Below are 17,805 nucleotides of genomic sequence, written 5' to 3'. Positions count from 1 at the left end.
CGTCCGTTCCGCGTACGGGAGTCTTCGTTACTTCACTACGAGCGAGGACCACGACTGGACCCACTGCTCACGGTTCTTGGCGATCTCGTCCGGGGCCACGGTCGTCGGCCTGTCCACCGTCGCGCCGAACTTCGTGAAGAGCTCCGGCAGTTCCGCGTCCTTGGTGACCGGGTTCACGAACATGTTGAGCGGCATGTCCTCCTGGAACTTCTTGCTGATCAGGAAGTCCAGCAGGGCCTTGCCGCCCGCCTCGTTCTTCGCACCCTTCAGCAGGCCGGCGAACTCGATCTGACGGAAGCAGGTCCCGGTGGCGACGCCGGTCGGGGCCTCGGCCGGCTGCGGCTTCGCGTACAGCACCTCGACGGGCGGGCTGGAGGCGTACGAGACGACGAGCGGACGGTCGGCCTTGGCCTTCTTCCCGCCCGCGGAGCCGGAGAACTCCTCGTTGTACGCCTGCTCCCAGCCGTCGACGACCTTGATGCCGTTGTTCTCCAGCTTCTTCCAGTAGTCCTGGTAGCCCTTCTCGCCGTAGGTGGCGACGGTGCCGAGGAGGAAGCCGAGGCCGGGCGAGGAGGTTCCGGCGTTCTCGGTGACGAGGAGGTTCTTGTACGCGGGCTTCGCCAGGTCGTCGAAGGACCGCGGCGGCGCGAGCTTCTTGTCGGCGAAGTACTTCTTGTCGTAGTTGACGCAGATGTCGCCTGTGTCGACCGGGGTGACCCGGTGCTTGTCGGCGTCGAGCCGGGTGTCGGCCGCGACCCGGTCGATCCCCTTCGCCTGATACGGCGTGAAGAGCCCGCTGTCGAGGGCGCGGGAGAGCAGCGTGTTGTCGACGCCGAAGAACACGTCGCCGCGCGGGGAGCCCTTGGTCAGGATCTCCTGGTTGAGCGCGACACCCGCGTCGCCGCTCTTCAGCACCTTGACGGTGTAGCCGGTCTCCTTGGTGAACTCCTTCAGTACGTCCTTGGAGGCGTTGAAGGAGTCGTGGCTGACGAGGGTCACGGTCTTGGAGCCCGAGCCCTTCGTACCTCCGGAACCGGAGGCCGATTCGTCGGAGCTCCCGCATCCGGCGAGTGCGGTGACACCGAGCGCGGCGGCGACGGCCGATGCCGCGAGCTGCCTGGTCCTGCGCGTGGTGCTCATTATGGATTCCTCCTGGGTTTTGGCCAGGAAGAGACGCGGCCCCGCCCGCGGAATGCGGGCAGGGCGCAACAGCATGAGTTGATGACCGAACTTCCTACCCGGAATGACCCGGGCGAGGTTCAGAGGGTCTGCGGCCGACCTGTCTCGGTGCCGCACTCTCAGCGCTGTGGCGCTCCCCTGTCGGAATATGAAGTTGATTTCGGGCCCAGGCTACACGGGCCTCGGCGCCCGTCCGGGAGTGGCCTCAGCGCTCGGCCGCCGCCAGCTGTCCGCAGGCTCCGTCGATCTCCTGGCCCCGGGTGTCCCGCACGGTCACCGGCACCCCGTGGGCCGCGATCGCCTCGACGAACGCCTTCTCGTCCTCGGGCCGCGAGGCGGTCCACTTGGAGCCGGGCGTGGGGTTCAGCGGGATCAGGTTGACGTGCACCCGCTTGCCCTTGAGGAGCCGGCCGAGCCGGTCACCGCGCCACGCCTGGTCGTTGATGTCACGGATCAGCGCGTACTCGATGGAGATGCGGCGGCCGGACTTCTCCGCGTACTCCCACGCGGCGTCCAGCACCTCGCCCACCTTCCAGCGCGTGTTCACGGGGACGAGGGTGTCGCGCAGCTCGTCGTCCGGCGCGTGCAGCGAGACGGCGAGACGGCACTTGAAGCCCTCGTCCGCGAACCGGAGCATCGCGGGCACCAGGCCCACGGTGGAGACGGTGATCCCGCGCTGCGAGAGCCCCAGCCCGTCCGGCTCCGGGTCGGTCAGCCGGCGGATCGCGCCGACCACCCGGTTGTAGTTGGCGAGCGGCTCACCCATGCCCATGAAGACGATGTTGGAGAGCCGCGCCGGACCCCCGGGGACCTCTCCGTCGCGCAGCGCCCGCATCCCGTCCACGATCTGATGGACGATCTCGGCGGTCGACAGATTGCGGTCGAGCCCGGCCTGTCCCGTCGCGCAGAACGGGCAGTTCATCCCGCATCCCGCCTGCGAGGAGATGCACATCGTCACCCGCTCCGGGTAGCGCATCAGGACGGACTCGACGAGCGTCCCGTCGTGCAGCTTCCACAGCGTCTTGCGGGTGGTGTCGTCGTCGCAGCTGATGTGGCGGACCACCGACATCAGGTCGGGGAACATCGCCTCGGCGAGCTTGTCCCGCGATCCGGCCGGGATGTTGGTCCACTCCGCCGGGTCGTGCGCGTACCGCGCGAAGTAGTGCTGCGAGAGCTGCTGGGCGCGGAACGGCTTCTCGCCGATCGCGGCGACGGCTTCCTTGCGCTCGGCGGGCGTGAGGTCGGCGAGGTGCCGCGGCGGCTTCTTGGCTCCGCGGGGCGCGACGAAAGTGAGTTCTCCGGGCTTAGGCATGGTTCATTCAGTGTCGCAGACACGCCGAGGTGCGCCGGGCCGTCGCCCAGCTCAGCGACCACCAGGGCCGGGCGGTGCCGGTCGTTGTTGGTGGTTGTGGGTCGTCGTCGGCGGCCCTCCGACGGCCCACACACGGCCCGGCGCCACAGCTCCGCCCGCAGGTCAAGGCCGTCAGTCGACGCCGTTGGACGGGACCGTGCCAACGGCCAAGAGGTGCGAGCTGGCAGCGAGAAGTTCCGGGTACGGCTCCGCCATGCGGGCCGCCTCCATGGCTGAGGCGATCAGCTCATCCGTGGGGCCTTCGCCTGGCTGCTGTTCCGCCGCCTTCACCAGCGACCATGCGGGGCCTTCGATGCCGAAGACCTGCACGCCCTCCAGCCCAGAGGCGACCAGCTCCGTCACAAGCTCTTCGGCCCGGTGGAAGTACGACAGAGTGAATCCCCGCACACCGTCATAGACGGCCGTCTCCAGAATCTTGGAGACGGACGCACGGATTCGTTCGGTGTGCAGGTGGGCGTACGTAACGTGCTCGAAGAGTGACGCATAGCGATTGATAGCGGCGGCGGCGACCAGTCCGCCGGGCTTGGCGACACGGGAGGCTTCGGCCAGCGCTCGTTGCCGGTCGGCGGGGTCGGGCAGGTGATAGAGCGGCCCAAGGAGCTGCACGACGTCGAAGCTGTCGTCCGGCTCGGGCAGGTCGCGCGCGTCGCCTACGACCGCTGAGCACACCGCCGACGCAGCCTCAACGTGACGAGGCACCGGATCGACTAGAGCGACTTCGTAGCCGTCCTTCACGAGCCATTCAGCATGAATCCCGGTCCCTCCGCCCACATCGAGCACGCGCGCCGGCGCGGGGGGCAGAAAGCGTCGGAGGAGTTCTTGAGTCCTGAGCAGTTCCATCCGACCGTCTGCGGAGCTACGCAGACGACTGTCCTCGTTGACCGTCTCGCCATAGAACCGCATCACGGAGGGAGCCAATTCGAGATTCGACATGGTCGCAGTATCGTGTGTACCGGTGGACCAGTCCAGCGCAGGGAATAGGGGAAGCCATGGCAGTCCTGAAGTACGAAGAGATCGCAGAGTTCCTGCGCGCCCGCATTGCCGCTGGCGAGATCGCCCCCGGGGACACGATCCCGTCGGGTCGCGAGCTGGCTGAGCAGTGGAATGTGTCACGAGCCACTGCCGTCAAGGCCGTCGACGTGCTGCGTACCGACGGTGTGGTCGTAGCCAAGCAGGGAACCGGGTTCGTCGTCACGGAGGCACCCGTTGCCCGCCCCGCCGGCGCTCGCCGCTCGGGATCGGCGCGCATCCTGGGCGGGATGCCGTTCCTGCGCGTCGGCGCACCCGACTGGGTGGAGCCCCCCGCCCGTGTCGCCGCCGCGCTCGGACTCTCCCCCGGGACTAAGGCGCTTCGGCGCGTTCGCGTCCTCCAGCTCCCGGACGGAACGCCGAACAGCTGCGTTGAGGCATGGTTCCCCCCGGAGATCGCAGAGGCGTCACCGCGCCTCGCAGACACTTCACCAATCGCTGAAGGGACAACGCGCTACGTCCGGCGACAGACCGGACGGGGCCCGGCCGAAGGCGTGGACGTCACCACCGTGCGCGGCGCGTCAGAGACGGAGGCGGACCGCTTGAAAGTGCCGCAGAACACGCCGGTAGCCGTGCTGCTGCACACGGCGTATGACGAGCAGGGAAAACCGCTGGTCTGCGAGGAGGGCGTCACACCCTCGTCATTCTTCGAGCAGGTGGATACCTACGCGATGTAGGCGCACAACGAGCAAGAGAGACAAGCTGGACCGGTCCACCGGTTCAGCTTTTTTTGTTGCCCTGAAACCGGCCCCCACCTGCGACTTCCTTCGAGGGTGGGTGGCGGCGGACAGATTCATCGCTTGACTGGACCGGTCCACCGGTCCAGTCTCTTGGTGTGGCCATCGCCCGCTTCGGAACTTTCGGAGGGGTCGATTCCGTCACGCCAAAACTCAACAGCGTGATCCACCGCAGTACGACGGCCGTGACCATTCCGGCTGAGGCGAGTGGAGACCAGCCGACCGAGAACGGGCCCGTGTCACAACCGGGCCCCACACCCCATGCGGGGGACACGCCATCGGCTTTAAAGAACCGCACGGCCACCTTCAAAACTGCGACCTCAGACTTCCGGGACCTCGGATCTCCCCGGAACGAGCAGCGCCGTGCGAACAGGAGAACCGAGCCCCGGCAACAGGCCGTGAGGGCGCCGGATCGAATCCGGCCCGGGGCGCGAGCCACCGCCCAATCGCCACCACACCAAAGAGGGACCTCATGACAATCACCGCTGAGCTCACTATGTCCAGCTACGGCCACTACATCGCGGATGTCATCGCGGAACCGTCGGCCTCCTCGCTCGGCGAATTCGCCGAGCAGGTATCCGCCGCCGCCACCATCCTCGACCGCTGCGGCGTGACCGGGGCCGACGCACTCGACGACGCCGCCGCGTCCCTGCTCGCCGCGGACATCAGCACCGGCCAGGAACGCGCGGCTCACGTCCGCCGGGCGGCCCGTCAGCTCGCGGACGTCCCGGAGATCGTCGCCGAGTACCGGCTGATGCTCTGACCCGCACCACAGCCCCGGCAACTCGCCGCGAGGGCGCTGGATCGAATCCGGCCCGGGGCACTACGGCTGCCCCCGGTAGCCGGGCCGCTCGCCTCGACGGGCGGAACCACTCAACGGCCCGCGGCCCCGGTGTCCTACCACCGGGGCCGCCTTTCGGGCCGTCCCACCGCAAGGAGAAACCGACCCATGAAGAACATCGTTGCTGGTCACGTGGCCGTTACGGCCACCGAGTTCACCGAGCTGGCGCTCGGTATCGACCTGGAGCTGTTCACCGGTCCGGCCACGGAGTCCGCGATGGAGCGGGCGGCGCGGCTGGACGTGGCGCACGAGGTGCTCGCGGAGCTCCGCGAGAGTGACCCGGAGGTCGCGGCCTACGCCGAGTCCCTGCTGCGGACGCTGCCGCTGAAGCGCCAGCCGTCCGGCCGGCGCCCGCGTCGTGCGGTCCGCCGCTCGGTGATGGGCGGCACCGCTGGTGTGGCGGTGGCGGCGTGATTCGCATTGTCACCACGGCCCGGCTCCGCAGGCTGACCGCGGCCCTCTACCAGGCCCGCCGCCGCGCGGCTGAGGTACAGAAGATGACCGACCAGGCGTTTGCCGGTCACACGCGCTCGGCTCTCGATCTCAGCAGCCGGGTGGAGCGCGCCGAGCACGTCTGCAGCTCCTTGCGGGCCGCTTTGGAGGATGCGCACAGCGGGCTGAAGACGGCCGTGCTGTTGCTGCACTACGGCGAGCCCCACAGCATCCACCTCAGCCTCCAGGCCGCCGAGGATCACGCGGTGGAGCTGGGTGCGGATCGCGCTTGCTGGGGGCCGGGCACGGGCCTTCCCGCTTCTCAGGTCGCCTGGCGGGCCATGCCCTTCTCGCTCATGACCGGTCCGGGGGTGGCGTGATGCTGCCCGAGGCGCGCATGGCCACGGGGGTGGCCGGTACCTGGAGCCTGTACGTCCTGACCGACGCCCCGGCGCTGGAATGGCCCGTGCACGAGTTCCGCCGCGTCATCCCGGTCCCGACCCTGGAGGAGCGGGCGGCGGCACTGGCCGGTCTCGGATACGCGGCCGTGGATGGGGCCGAGTGGGACTGGCGCGAGACGCGCCCCACCCCGGTCGCCGCCCACCTCGTCGCCGTCATCCCGGTCCGCCCGACGGGCCTGACCGACGGGGGTGCGGCATGAAGCGCATCAACCCCCGCGTGCTCCTGGTCGTCGCGCTGGTCGCCGTGGTCGGCATGGCGTTCCGGGTGTCCTGGAACGCCTTGCGGGACATCGCCCGTGCGATCGGCGCCGATCCGGCCGCGGCGACCCTCTACCCGTTCGTCGTGGACGGGCTGATGGCTCTCGCCCTGATCGCCACCCTGGTCCTGACCGGCACCGACCGCCGGTTCGCGCTCTGGGTGCTGGGCGGGTACACCGTCGCGTCGCTGGTCCTCAACTACGTGCACGGCCTGGTCCCCGCACTGCATCAGCCGGACATCGGCATGGTCCGCCTCGCGCACTGGGACAGTGCGCACTACGCACTCGTCCTCATCGCGACGTCGCTGCCGGTCGGTGCGATCTTCTTCGGGTCGGATCTGGTCGCGAAGGTGCTGCACCACCGCACCGCCGCCGAGACCGTGCGGGTGCCGGACGGGCAGGAATCCGCACCCGCCCCGCACACCCCCGCACGCCCCGCGCAGACACCCGCCACCGAGGCGGCCGAACCCCTTGCCCCGCTGCCCGTCGTGGAGCCGTCCGCGCAGGTCGCGCCCCATGCGGACGCCGTGCAGGCGCCTGATCCGCACACCGCCCGCACACCGGAGGAAGAGACCACCGACGCGGCCCTGTCTCGGGACCAGTTCGAGGAAGCGGAGCTGGAGAGGATGCGGCAGGACGCCCGCCGTGCGTACGGCGAATCCGTACAGGCGGGCCGCCCGCTCAGTGCCCGTGCGCTGGGCGACGCATTCGGCATGAGCGAGTCGTGGGGACGCAAGCAGATCCTCGCCGTCCGCGACGACGAGGAGCCGTCCCGCCCGCACCTGCGGGCTGTCGAAGCCGGGGCCATGTGATGGCCGCACTTCCCGTCTACCGGTGGCGCCTCGCCCCCGACGGTTACGCCACCCGCCGACAGCTCCGCGCCCTCGGGCTGCGGCCTGGCGGTCAGGACGTCGCCGCTCAGCTCGAACGACCGCGCCGCCGCCGCAACCCGCTGGTCGCGTACCTGTACCTCGTCGACCGTGCCAAGCCGGTCCGCCCGATGACGCCAGCCAAGTGGGCGGCGCTCGCCAAGGCGAACACGGCCCGCCGCACCTGCCCCGTCTGCGGACGGGATGCGGGGTACTGCATCCCGCCATCGCTCGGCATGTGCGTGACCTGCCACGACTCCGCTCCCACTCTCGCCGCTTGAGGAGAAGACGTGTTCGCTGACCTAGCGTTCTTGCTCTACGTCGGCCATCTGATCGCCGACTACCCGCTTCAGACCGACCATCAGGCCGAGTGCAAGGCCGGGCCCGGCGTCAAGGGCTGGACGGCCAACGCCTCCCACGCCTCCACACATGTCGTCGTCTGCGCGCTCCTGCTCGCTCTGGGCTCGACTGTCCTGGGCTGGCGGCTCCCGCTGCTGCCCACCCTGGCCGCGGTCCTGTGGATCGGTGCCACTCACGCCGTGATCGACCGGCGCTGGCCCGTCGCCGCCTGGATGCGCCTGGCCCGCCAGAGCACCTGGGCCGCCAACGGCGGTGCCGCGCACGTCGATCAGACCGCCCACATCGCCGCCCTGCTCGTCGCGGCTCTCTTCCTCTCCGCCTGAAAAGGAGATCACCATGGCAAGCAACAGCAACGGGGTCAACAACTTCGCGCGGCAACAGGGACAGCAGCCGTACGGGCCGCCGCCCCGTGCCAACAGGCGCGGCGGTGTGCGTAGCAGCACGGACAAGAGCGACAAGTTCGCGAACGCGGGCGCGATGGCCGGCGGTTTCGTCGGCGCGATGGGCGCATCGGTCGTCCCGCCGATCAACCTCACGATCAACAACAACAAGGTGCCGAAGCAGGGCGGCACGAAGAGCGCTCAGGGCCTGCTCCCGGCACCGGAGTTCAGCAGCCCCGCTCAGATCCGCGACTACTGCAACAGCCTGCGGGCCGCGGCCGTGATGCTCTCCTTCGAGGTCGCGATGGGCGCCGAAATCCTCAAGGCGGTGCTGAGCACCGTCCCGGACCCGGACGGCCGGATGGGCGGCGCCAAGATCAGGGCTTTCAAGGTCTCTCGCAAGATGCAGCGCGCGGCCGACGAGCTGCGCAACGCCGCCAAGCTCGCCGCCGCCTGCTACGCCCAGTTCCAGCAGGAGTACGAGGGCGAGCTCGGCGCCCACCGCCACCGCGCCCAGCGCCCGGAGCGGCCCCGCATGAACTGGACCGCGCAGTGAGCCGCCGGTGGGTTGACCAGGACGGACGAGACATGGAACGAGAGCTGGAAAGGACGGCACAACGGATGAGGACCCGCAGCGACCACAGCACATCGACGACCGGCGGCAGCATCGGGGCGTACCTCCTGCACCGGGCCAAGCCGCACCTCCCGCCGTGGCTCGGCGTTGTCGGAATCGGTGTCGCCGGGAGCGGTGCGCACCTGCTGTGGGCCGATTCGGTCGGGGCGGGGGTCGGGCTGACCCTGTCCGCCGTGGCCCTGACCAGCGCCACGTGGTGGGCCGGTCGGGAGACCAGCCCGCAGCGGCGCCTGCACTCCGCCATCACCGTGGCGTCCGCGTCGGCGTGGGTGACCGCGGCCGCGCTCGAAGGACCGCTGGCCGGGATCCTGCCGGACACCTTCCTGATGGGCGGTGTGGTGCTCGCCCTGTCCTGGAACGTGCGGATGGCGCTGCGGACCTCCGACGGTCCTGCGGCCACCGAGTCCGCCGACAAGGGGCTGCTCGCAAAGGTCGGTCTGGCCAAGGCGATGATCGGCCGCACGCAGGTCGAGCCGAACAGGGTCACCGCGGCGCTCGCCTTGGAGGGCGGGGAGCAGACCACCGACGATGTCGCGAAAGCACTGGTACGGATCGCGTCCGCACTGGACCTCCCGCAGTCGGCAGTCCGGTTCCAGCCCGACCCGGACTCCGCCCGGCGCGGGGACCTGGTCATCGTGCCCAAGGACATGCTGACCGAGCCTCAGCCGTGGGAAGGCCCGTCGCAGCCGGGCGCCTCGATCACGGACCCGCTGGTCATCGGCCAGTACGACGACGGATCGCCACTCATGGTGTGGCTGCCCGGCGACCCGGAGGCCGGGCGCAACGCCAGCCATTTCCTAATCGCCGGGGGCACCGGGTCCGGCAAGGGCGACGCCGCCCTGAACCTCATGACCGAGATCCTGTCCCGCAGCGACGTCATCATGTGGCTGTCCGACCCCAAAGCGTTCCAGGACTTCCGTCCGCTACTCCCCGCCTACGACTGGGCAGTCGAGGGCGGAGCAGACACGGAAGCCATGGTCGAAGCGCTGCAGCACGTCATCCCCGCCCGAACGGGATGGCTCGGCCGACACAGCTACCGGCAATGGACCAAGGAGGCCGCCGGTACGCAGACCGACCCGGCGCACTCCTGCCGACCGGACCGCACCGCGTGCGGCTGCCCCGGCATGCCGTACATGGTCGCGTGGATGGAAGAGGCCGCCAACACGCTCCGCGCCCTGGGCGACGACGCGTTCACCGGCATCGCCCAGGAAGCCCGGTCCGCCGGCGTCTCCCTCATCGTCTCGCTGCAACGCCCGTCCTACGACCAGATGTCGACCAGCACCCGGGCCTCTCTCCCGTCCGTGATCGCGCTCGGCTGCGACCCGAGGGACGAGGGTTTCAGCCTGCCCGAGTCCGTCATCGACCAGGGCGCCCACCCCGGAGCGTGGGGCAACCGCAAGCCCGGCTACTGCTACATCGTCTCGGGCGGTATCGACCCGGAGCGCTACGCCTCCCCCGGCCGCACCCAGCAGTTCACCACCCGGTCCGTGTCCGTCATGGAGATGCTCGCGCAGTGGGGCGTACGCAACGGCGCCGAGGCCGACCCGATCACCGCCGGAGCCGCCAAGGCGGTCGTCGGCCGCGCGTACACCGGCCGCCGCACCGACGAGACAGGGCAGGTTGCCGTGCCGGACCAGACCGACGACATCCAGACCGGCACCCAGCTCGACCCCGAGGACGCCGCCATGGACCCCGAGGCCGACCTTCCCCCGGCCCAGCAGGGTGACGACACCCCGCTGTTCGGTCAGGAAACCGGCCGCAAGCCGGGCCCGGAGGAAGCCAGGCAGTTGTTCGCCCGCGCGCTCGACGAGTTCGAGGCGGCCGGGCAAATGGTCATCGGACCGAAGGACTTCATGGACTGGTGCGACCGCAACAACCTCGGTCGGTCCTGGGTGTCCAAGCGGCTGAAGGACGCCGCCATGGAGGGCCGTCTCCAGCCGACCTCCCAGACCGGCCGGTGGCGCATCGTCCCCGTCCTCGCCGCCGCCTGACACCCGTCACATGTGACGGCCGCGTCACACCCAAACCCCTAGGCGGGAGCGGGTGTGACGCGCCCTCACAGCGGCCCGTCACACCCCCGTCACACCTACCCGACCCCCTGACCGGGGGCCCGGCGTCACACCCGACGCCGGGCCCCCGGCCCGCCCGGGAGGAGTACCCCGTGAACCGTCCCGCTCGCCCGCTCCCGATGACCGACGCCGAGGCCGCGGCCGAAGCCGCGCGTATCATCACCGACGCCTACCGGCCCACCCCCGAGACGCCCACCGCCTACCGCGACACGACCCCGCTGCCCCAGTACGGCAGCACGCCCCCGGTCGCCCAGCCAGGCATCCCGCCCATGTCCCAGAAGGCCACCGACGCGAGCAGGCTCATGCTGACCGCCGGACTCGCCACCGTGCCCCCCGGCCTGATCGCGATCGGCCTGCTCATCGCATCCCAGCACGCCGACCCCACCGTCCTCGCCCTGCTCCTCGGAGCCCCCGCCGTCCCGATCCTCGCCCTCGCCCGGCTGGTCCGCCGCGGCAAGGAAGCACTGCCGGACGTGCACCACCACCACTACAAGGGGCCCGTCCACCAGGACCGGCGCAACGTCCACACCACCACCCGTGGCGTGTGGGCCAAGACCACCAACCAGCAGTGAGCAGGGCGGCCCCCGTCTCGCCAAAGTCCGGGGCCGCCCTTGCCTGCCAGCACCTTCTACAGAACTGGAGACACCCAGCATGACCCATCCGATCCCGATCCGGCGAGACGGCCACCGGCCGCGCTTACTGGCACACCTGGAAACTGCTTTGGGGCTCGCGGCAGTCGGCGTGCCCGTGCTGCCCCTGCGGGCGGGGAAGCTCCCGTTCGGGAACTGCGCCGCCTGCCGGGACAACGCCTGTGGCGGCCGGCCGAACATGAAGACCGCCGGGCCCTGTCGGTGCATCGACATCTGCCACGGCTGGGCCGCCGCCACCGCCGACCCCGCCGTACTTCATTCCCTCGCTTGGGCGTCGGCGTGGCAGCAGGCGCAGGCCGTCGCCTACCACCCCGGCGGCGCCCGGCTCACCGTGGTGGACCTGGACGACGTCGACGCCGTCATCTGGGCCCGCGAATCGCTACCCGCCACCCGGACAGTGCTCACCACCCGTGGTGAGCACTGGATCTACCTGGGCTCGATGCGATCCGCGAACCACGTACGCCCCGGCGTCGACATCAAGTCGAGCATGGCCTACGCCCGGTGGCTCGGGCCTGGCACCGGCACCATGACCCGCCTGCCGGACGTCGTCCGCGCCCTGGTCGACAGGGAAGAGACCACCCCCGCCCGCGGCGAGGTGGTCTCTTCCCTCACCCGGTCGGCCACGTGGGATGCGACGGTGGCCACCGGATGCCGCCACACCGAGCGTTTCGTGCGTACCGGCTTGGACCGAGGCGTGGCCCTGGTCCGTGCCCGGACCGAATCCGGCGCCGGATCACAGGCGTACGGAGTCGCCCAGTTCCTCGCCAAGCAGCACACCGGTTGTCCCGGACCGTGCGGCCTGGACGCCATGGGACAGCAGATCATCGCTGCGGCCGTCTCCGTCGGTGTCCCCGAGGCATACGCCGAACGTGCCGTCACCAACGGCCTGTTCAGCCTCAATGCGGGGAGGACGGCATGACCACCCGCCCGCACCGCGCCAAGCAGACAGCGCCCTGGACGGCCTTGGGCGCGAAAGACGTCGGCCGCAAGGCCGTCCTTACTGCTGTTCGCCCTGACCAGCACGCGACCACCGTGTCCGGCATCCGCCCCGGTCTCCACATCCGGGGGCTGGACCGGGGCGGGATCCCTGTCGCGGACTGGCTGTGTGCCTGCGGCCACCACGAGCGGGCCCGGGGACGCCGAGCCGTCACCGAACTGAATGCCCGCGTACGCGTCGGGCAGTGCCCGCACCTCTCCCCCGAGCAGGACAGAAGGAACGCCGCATGACCGCCGATCTGTGGGAGGGCTTCAACGCCCTGGACGCCGAGACCATCGCCGGACCGGTCTGGGACGAGCCGGTACCCCTCAACCACCGCCGGGCCCTGCCCGCCTTCCCCGTGCACACCCTGCCGTCGTGGCTGGGTGACATGGTCGCGGCGGTGGCCGAGGAGACGCAGACACCGGCCGATCTGGCCGGGTGCCTGGCCCTGGGAGTCATCGCCACGGCGGCCGGTGGCCGGGCCACCGTGTGCGTGCGCGGGCACTGGCGCGAGCCGGTCAACCTCTACACCGCCGTCGCTCTACCGCCCGGCAACCGCAAGTCCGCCGTGTTCGCCCTCATGACCGGACCCCTGCTCGCCGTGGAGAAGACGCTCGTCGAACTCTCCGGCCCGCTGCGGGCCGAGGCCGAGACGACCGCCCGTCTCGCCAAGGCAGCAGCGGACAAGGCCGCCCAGAAAGCCGCAGCAGCCGAACCGGGACTGCGGGATCAACTGACCGCCGAAGCCGTCCACCTCGCCCAGCAGGCCGAAGAACTCACCGTTCCCTGCAAGCCCCAACTGGTCGCGGACGACGTCACCCCCGAAAGCCTCGCCACCCTGCTGGCGGAGCAGGGCGGGCGGATCAGCGTCATGTCCGCCGAGGGCGAGATCTTCGACATCATCGCCGGACGCTACTCCGGGGCCCCGAACATGGGCGTCTTCCTCAAGGGCCACGCCGGGGACATGGCCCGCGTCAACCGCCAGGGCCGCGAAGCCCAGCACATCGAGAACCCCGCCGTCACCATGGGTCTCGCGATTCAGCCCGAGGTCCTGGACGCGATCGGCCGGGTGAAGGGCGCCGACGGCCGGGGCTTGCTCGCACGGTTCCTCTACGCCAAGCCCGTCTCCCTGGTCGGCTCCCGCAACCTCACCCCGGAACTCATCACCGAGGAGACCGCCGCCACCTACGCCCAGCGCCTCGGCGGCCTGACGATGTCTCTCGCGGACTGGACCGACCCGGCCGTGCTCACGCTCAGCCCGGAAGCCGACGCGGTGATACTGGCCTATCAGAAGGTCACCGAGTCCCGTCTCGGCAAGGGCGGTTCGCTCGCCCCGATCGTGAAGTGGGCCAGCAAGCGGGACGGCGCCGTGGCCCGCATCGCAGGCCTCCTGCACCTGGCCACCCACCCCGACAACGGATGGGCCCTCCCCATCGAAGCGGCCACCATGGCCGCCGCGACCGAGCTGGGCGACTACTTCACCGCCCACGCACTCGAAGTGTTCGACGACATGGGCGCCGATCCCGCGCAGGAAGCCGCCCACCAAGTCCTCACCCACCTCAAAGACCAGCGACTGTCCGGCTTCACCAAGCGGGAGCTGTTCCGCGGACTGTCGCGCGGCGACTTCCCCGCCATGACCGACCTGGACCCCGCCCTGCTCCTGCTCGAAGAGCACGGCTGGGTACGCCAGCAGCCCCTGCCGCCGCGCACGGGGCGAGGTGGCCGGCCGCCGTCGCCCCGCTACGACACCCACCCCTCGCTCACCCCGCCGCTCGTCGGCGCGTGACAGAACCCCCATTCCGCTGACAGAACTGACACAACCCCCGCACCAGCCCGCTGACCTGCACAAACAGCCAAGATCACGGCTGTGACAAAACCTCCGGAAACTCTGACAGAACCTCCCCGCCCGGAAACGGGCGCTCTGACAGAACCCCCCACCTGGAGGTTCTGTCAGAGTTTTTCGAGGTTTTGTCACGACGCCGGAAACCGTAGAAAACCACAGGTCAGCGGGCTATCGGCGAGGTTCTGTCAGTTCTGTCACGGAAAACCGGCCCCACCACGCCGACCGGACGAACCGAGGAGCCCCCGGTGACCACCACCCGCGCCCCGGCAACCGACCCGCGAACCACCCTGCGCGCCGGACTGCCCGACCGCTACCTCACCCCCGAAGACCTCGCAGCCATGTTCAGCCTCCCGAGCGTCGAAACCGTCTACGCCTGGCGCAAGAAGCGGATCGGACCGCCCGCCATCCGCATCGGCAAGCACCTGCGCTACGACCCCGCAGCCGTCCGCGAATGGGTCGACAGCCTCAGCACGGACGAAGCCGCATAACGCCGACCACCACCAGCAGGGGCGCAACCCACAGGGGTTGCGCCCCTGCCGCATGACCACAGGAGCACCCCTTGGCAGGCCACATCCAAGACCGCTGGTACAAAACCGAAACGACCGACGGCAAGACCACCAAGGTCAAGACCGACCGCCACGGCACCGGCATGCGCTACCGCGCCCGCTACATCGGCCCCGACGGCACCGAGAAATCCAAGAGCTTCCCGGACCGGCAGAAGCGCCTTGCCGAGAAGTGGCTCACGGACATCGCGTCCGACATGTCTCGCGGCCAGTACATCGACCCGCGTGCGGCCCGAATCACCTTCAAGGGCTACGCCGAGAAGTGGCTCAAGGCCCACAGTGCGGATCTGTCCAGTCAGATCGTCACCGAACAACGGTTGCGCCTGCATGCGTTCCCCATCGTCGGCACGCGTCCCCTGGACTCGTTCCGCCCCGAGCACGTCCGTGAGCTCGTAGGCGCGCTGGAGATCAACCCCTCCGTCAGCGGCGCGTACGCGCGCAACATCTACGGCGACGTTCGAGCTGTGCTGAGCGCAGCTGTGGACGACGGGCTGTTGCCCCGGAATCCGTGCTCCGCGAAATCCGTCCGTCCGCCGGCCGTCGAACGGCGGCGCGTCGTGCCGTGGTCACCCGCACAGGTGCACGCGGTTCGCGCGGCGCTTCCCGAGCGGTATCAGACCATGGTGGACGCGGGAGCGGGCTGCGGGCTCCGACAGGGGGAGATCGTGGGGCTAGCTGAGGATGCACTCGACTTCGAGAACGGCATCCTTCATGTGGTCCGGCAGGTGAAGCTCATTCGAGGGAAGGCCGTGTTCGCCCCGCCGAAATGCGCCAGGGAGCGTGACGTGCCGCTGCCGCCCTCGGTGGCTGAGGCTCTGCGTGTGCACATGGATGCCTGCAAGCCGGCAGACATCACGCTGCCGTGGCGGAAGCCCGACGGGCCGAAGGTATCGGCCCGTCTCCTGTTCACGAACACTGCGCGCGGCGTGGTGTGGCGCAGCAATTTCAACATCCAGGAGTGGAAGCCTGCGCTCTCCACGGCTGGCCTCATCCCGGAGGCCGGGGAAGACGGCAAGCACGAATCCGCGCGCGAGCACGGCATGCATGCGCTGAGGCACTTCTACGCATCCGTTCTTCTGGACGCCGGGGAAAGCATCAAGGCCGTCAGCCAGTACCTGGGGCATACCGACCCAGCACTGACGCTGCGGGTGTACGCGCACTTGATGCCGTCGAGTCAGGAGCGTACGAGGAACGCCGTTGACCGAGTGTTCCTGCCCGCTGACCGCAAGCCGGACGGCCCAGAGACGGCCCAGTAGCAAGCAGCAAGCCCCCTACTTGTGCCAAACACGCAGGTAGGGGGCTTGATCGCACCCGGCGACTGTCAGTTCTCCGGGCTTAGGCATGGTTCATCCAGTGTCGCAGACAGAACAGTGAGGGCCCGCCGTCCTGTGGACAGCGGACCCTCACTCGTGAAATCCCAGGTCAGAGGCGTGTTCTCAGTCGGAACCCGTGCTCTCGGCCAAAACCCTTGCTCTCAGCCGGAACCGACGAACAGCACCAGCAGCAGCCAGACCACCGGGGCGGTCGGCAGCAGCGAGTCCAGCCGGTCCATGATGCCGCCGTGCCCCGGCAGCAGCGTGCCCATGTCCTTGATCCCCAGATCCCGCTTGATCATCGACTCGCCCAGGTCCCCGAGGGTGGCGCTGGCCGCGACCGCGAGGCCGAGCAGCAGCCCCTGCCACCAGGAACCGCCGTCGATCAGGAACTGCATGCACAGCGCACCGGCGACCATCGCGAAGGCGACGGCCCCGAACAGGCCTTCCCGGGTCTTGCCGGGACTGATGCGCGGCGCCAGCTTGTGCTTCCCGAAGCGCCAGCCGACGGCGTACGCACCCGTGTCGCTGACCACGGTCAGCAGCAGGAAGGTGAGCACCCGCCACGGTCCGTCGTCGGCGGTCAGGAGCATGGCGACGAACGTGGCGAGGAACGGTACGTAGAACGCCGCGAACACACCGGCCGTGACGTCCTTGAGGTAGCCCTCGGGCGGCTCGGTCATCCGCCAGACGAGCACCGCAAGCGCGGTCAGCGCCATCGCCACCCAGGCGCCTTCGGCGCCCCGCGCGTAACCGGCCACCACCATCGCCGCGCCGCCCACCGCCAGCGGGACGAGCGGCGCCTTGATGCCCTTGCGCTCCTGGAGCCGGGAGGTCAGCTCCCACAGGCCCACGACGACGGCGACGGCGATCACACCGACGAAGACGGCCTTCACGATGAACAGCGAGGCGACGATGACGGCGCCGAGCCCCACACCGACCCCTATGGCGGCTCGCAGATCACGGCCCGCACGTTTCTTCTGCGGGGGTGGCGGCGCGGTGGACATGGGCTCCTGCGGCTTCTCGTCACGGAACAGGGGACCGCCGCTCAGGCGTCCGGCCCCCTGGTCCCGGTCATCACGGTCGTCAGCGTCTCTACCTGCGTCGGGAACGTCCGGCACGATGGGCATGGGCCGAGTCTGCTGGGCGTCATTCACATCGTATGCAGGACCCGCCGGAGCAGCCTGCATCTCGGGCGCACCCCAGTGGCCGGCTCCCTGCGCGGCGCCCCAGGAAGAGTCGTTCATCAGACTTCGAGCAGCTCGGCTTCCTTGTGCTTGAGCAGCTCGTCGACCTGTGCGACGTACTTCGCGGTGGTGTCGTCGAGCTCCTTCTCGGCGCGACGCACCTCGTCCTCGCCCGACTCCTTGTCCTTGACCAGCTTGTCGAGGGTCTCCTTGGCCTTGCGGCGCACGGCGCGGATGGAGATCTTGGAGTCCTCGGCCTTGCCCTTGGCGACCTTGATGTAGTCGCGGCGGCGCTCCTCGGTGAGCTCCGGGAAGGTCACCCGGATGATATTGCCGTCGTTGCTCGGGTTGACGCCGAGGTCCGAGTCACGGATGGCCTGCTCGATGTTGCGCAGCGCGGTCTTGTCGAACGGCGTCACGACGGCCATGCGCGGCTCGGGCACCGAGAACGAGGCGAGCTGGTTGATCGGGGTCAGCGCGCCGTAGTAGTCGGCGACGATCTTGTTGAACATCGCCGGGTGCGCACGGCCGGTACGGATCGCGGCGAAGTCTTCTTTCGCGACGACGACGGCCTTCTCCATCTTCTCCTCGGCCTCGAGGAGGGTTTCTTCGATCACCACGTGCTCCTGCGTGTCTTGAGTGGGCCCGTC

At 69.5% G+C, this 17,805-nt stretch carries 21 protein-coding genes; 16 read left to right on the top strand and 5 right to left on the bottom strand.

Annotated elements, in window-relative coordinates; all coding sequences use genetic code 11:
- Positions 1 to 27: 27 nt before the first annotated feature.
- From OG978_RS29710 to OG978_RS29700, 3 genes are all read right to left on the bottom strand, one after another.
- Positions 28 to 1,140: a thiamine ABC transporter substrate-binding protein gene (locus tag OG978_RS29710; protein WP_326768139.1), complete on the bottom strand. Its 1,113-nt coding sequence runs from the start codon at positions 1,138 to 1,140 to the stop codon at positions 28 to 30.
- A gap of 244 nt (positions 1,141 to 1,384) precedes the next feature.
- Positions 1,385 to 2,491, bottom strand: a complete 1,107-nt coding sequence (gene rlmN, locus OG978_RS29705) for a 23S rRNA (adenine(2503)-C(2))-methyltransferase RlmN (RefSeq protein WP_093899078.1) — start codon at positions 2,489 to 2,491, stop codon at positions 1,385 to 1,387.
- Positions 2,492 to 2,662: 171 nt separating this feature from the next.
- Positions 2,663 to 3,484, bottom strand: a complete 822-nt coding sequence (locus OG978_RS29700) for a class I SAM-dependent methyltransferase (RefSeq protein WP_326768138.1) — start codon at positions 3,482 to 3,484, stop codon at positions 2,663 to 2,665.
- Positions 3,485 to 3,540: 56 nt separating this feature from the next.
- Here OG978_RS29700 and OG978_RS29695 point away from each other — a divergent pair, with 56 nt between their 5' ends.
- The 16 genes from OG978_RS29695 (at position 3,541) to OG978_RS29620 (ending at position 15,911) form a co-directional block, all read left to right on the top strand.
- Entirely contained in the window at positions 3,541 to 4,257 is a 717-nt protein-coding gene (locus tag OG978_RS29695) for a GntR family transcriptional regulator (protein ID WP_326768137.1), read from the top strand.
- Positions 4,258 to 4,789: 532 nt separating this feature from the next.
- Positions 4,790 to 5,080, top strand: coding sequence for a hypothetical protein (locus OG978_RS29690; protein WP_326768136.1), 291 nt, complete (start codon positions 4,790 to 4,792; stop codon positions 5,078 to 5,080).
- A 186-nt stretch (positions 5,081 to 5,266) separates the two neighbouring features.
- Positions 5,267 to 5,572, top strand: coding sequence for a hypothetical protein (locus OG978_RS29685; RefSeq protein WP_326768135.1), 306 nt, complete (start codon positions 5,267 to 5,269; stop codon positions 5,570 to 5,572).
- Positions 5,569 to 5,970 carry a hypothetical protein gene (locus OG978_RS29680; RefSeq protein ID WP_326768134.1) on the top strand — a complete coding sequence of 134 codons (402 nt, stop codon included), beginning with the start codon at positions 5,569 to 5,571 and terminating at the stop codon, positions 5,968 to 5,970. Before OG978_RS29685 ends, OG978_RS29680 begins: the two co-directional genes overlap by 4 nt.
- Entirely contained in the window at positions 5,970 to 6,251 is a 282-nt protein-coding gene (locus OG978_RS29675; protein ID WP_326768133.1) for a DUF6303 family protein, read from the top strand. Before OG978_RS29680 ends, OG978_RS29675 begins: the two co-directional genes overlap by 1 nt.
- Positions 6,248 to 7,120: a DUF2637 domain-containing protein gene (locus OG978_RS29670; RefSeq protein WP_326768132.1), complete on the top strand. Its 873-nt coding sequence runs from the start codon at positions 6,248 to 6,250 to the stop codon at positions 7,118 to 7,120. The genes OG978_RS29675 and OG978_RS29670 overlap by 4 nt, the downstream gene beginning before the upstream one ends.
- Complete coding sequence (locus tag OG978_RS29665) at positions 7,120 to 7,458, top strand: RRQRL motif-containing zinc-binding protein (RefSeq protein ID WP_326768131.1); 339 nt, start codon at positions 7,120 to 7,122, stop codon at positions 7,456 to 7,458. Before OG978_RS29670 ends, OG978_RS29665 begins: the two co-directional genes overlap by 1 nt.
- 9 nt (positions 7,459 to 7,467) lie before the next feature.
- Positions 7,468 to 7,860 carry a DUF3307 domain-containing protein gene (locus tag OG978_RS29660; protein ID WP_326768130.1) on the top strand — a complete coding sequence of 131 codons (393 nt, stop codon included), beginning with the start codon at positions 7,468 to 7,470 and terminating at the stop codon, positions 7,858 to 7,860.
- Between the two features lie 13 nt (positions 7,861 to 7,873).
- Positions 7,874 to 8,473, top strand: a complete 600-nt coding sequence (gene traA, locus OG978_RS29655) for a plasmid transfer protein TraA (RefSeq protein WP_326768129.1) — start codon at positions 7,874 to 7,876, stop codon at positions 8,471 to 8,473.
- Between the two features lie 65 nt (positions 8,474 to 8,538).
- On the top strand, positions 8,539 to 10,542 hold the full coding sequence (traB, locus tag OG978_RS29650) for a plasmid transfer protein TraB (RefSeq protein ID WP_326768128.1): 2,004 nt from the start codon (positions 8,539 to 8,541) through the stop codon (positions 10,540 to 10,542).
- A gap of 197 nt (positions 10,543 to 10,739) precedes the next feature.
- A complete protein-coding gene (locus OG978_RS29645) occupies positions 10,740 to 11,192 on the top strand; it encodes a hypothetical protein (RefSeq protein ID WP_326770207.1) in 453 nt (150 codons plus the stop codon).
- 79 nt (positions 11,193 to 11,271) lie between these two features.
- Entirely contained in the window at positions 11,272 to 12,189 is a 918-nt protein-coding gene (locus OG978_RS29640; protein ID WP_326768127.1) for a DNA primase, read from the top strand.
- Complete coding sequence (locus OG978_RS29635; protein WP_326768126.1) at positions 12,186 to 12,497, top strand: hypothetical protein; 312 nt, start codon at positions 12,186 to 12,188, stop codon at positions 12,495 to 12,497. Before OG978_RS29640 ends, OG978_RS29635 begins: the two co-directional genes overlap by 4 nt.
- Positions 12,494 to 14,035 carry a YfjI family protein gene (locus tag OG978_RS29630; protein ID WP_326768125.1) on the top strand — a complete coding sequence of 514 codons (1,542 nt, stop codon included), beginning with the start codon at positions 12,494 to 12,496 and terminating at the stop codon, positions 14,033 to 14,035. The genes OG978_RS29635 and OG978_RS29630 overlap by 4 nt, the downstream gene beginning before the upstream one ends.
- 302 nt (positions 14,036 to 14,337) lie before the next feature.
- Positions 14,338 to 14,580: a helix-turn-helix transcriptional regulator gene (locus OG978_RS29625; protein WP_326768124.1), complete on the top strand. Its 243-nt coding sequence runs from the start codon at positions 14,338 to 14,340 to the stop codon at positions 14,578 to 14,580.
- A gap of 71 nt (positions 14,581 to 14,651) precedes the next feature.
- Positions 14,652 to 15,911: a tyrosine-type recombinase/integrase gene (locus OG978_RS29620; protein WP_326768123.1), complete on the top strand. Its 1,260-nt coding sequence runs from the start codon at positions 14,652 to 14,654 to the stop codon at positions 15,909 to 15,911.
- A 218-nt stretch (positions 15,912 to 16,129) separates the two neighbouring features.
- Here OG978_RS29620 and OG978_RS29615 read toward each other — a convergent pair whose 3' ends face one another.
- Positions 16,130 to 17,215, bottom strand: a complete 1,086-nt coding sequence (locus OG978_RS29615; protein WP_326768122.1) for a phosphatidate cytidylyltransferase — start codon at positions 17,213 to 17,215, stop codon at positions 16,130 to 16,132.
- The gene (gene frr / locus OG978_RS29610; protein WP_072487217.1) at positions 17,215 to 17,772 is read right to left on the bottom strand and encodes a ribosome recycling factor; all 558 of its coding nucleotides are present in this window, start codon (positions 17,770 to 17,772) and stop codon (positions 17,215 to 17,217) included. The genes OG978_RS29615 and frr overlap by 1 nt, the downstream gene beginning before the upstream one ends.
- Between the last annotated feature and the right edge of the window lie 33 nt (positions 17,773 to 17,805).

It is taken from the genome of Streptomyces sp. NBC_01591, assembly GCF_035918155.1.
GTDB lineage: Bacteria > Actinomycetota > Actinomycetes > Streptomycetales > Streptomycetaceae > Streptomyces.
This window is presented reverse-complemented; position numbering and strand designations above follow the sequence as displayed.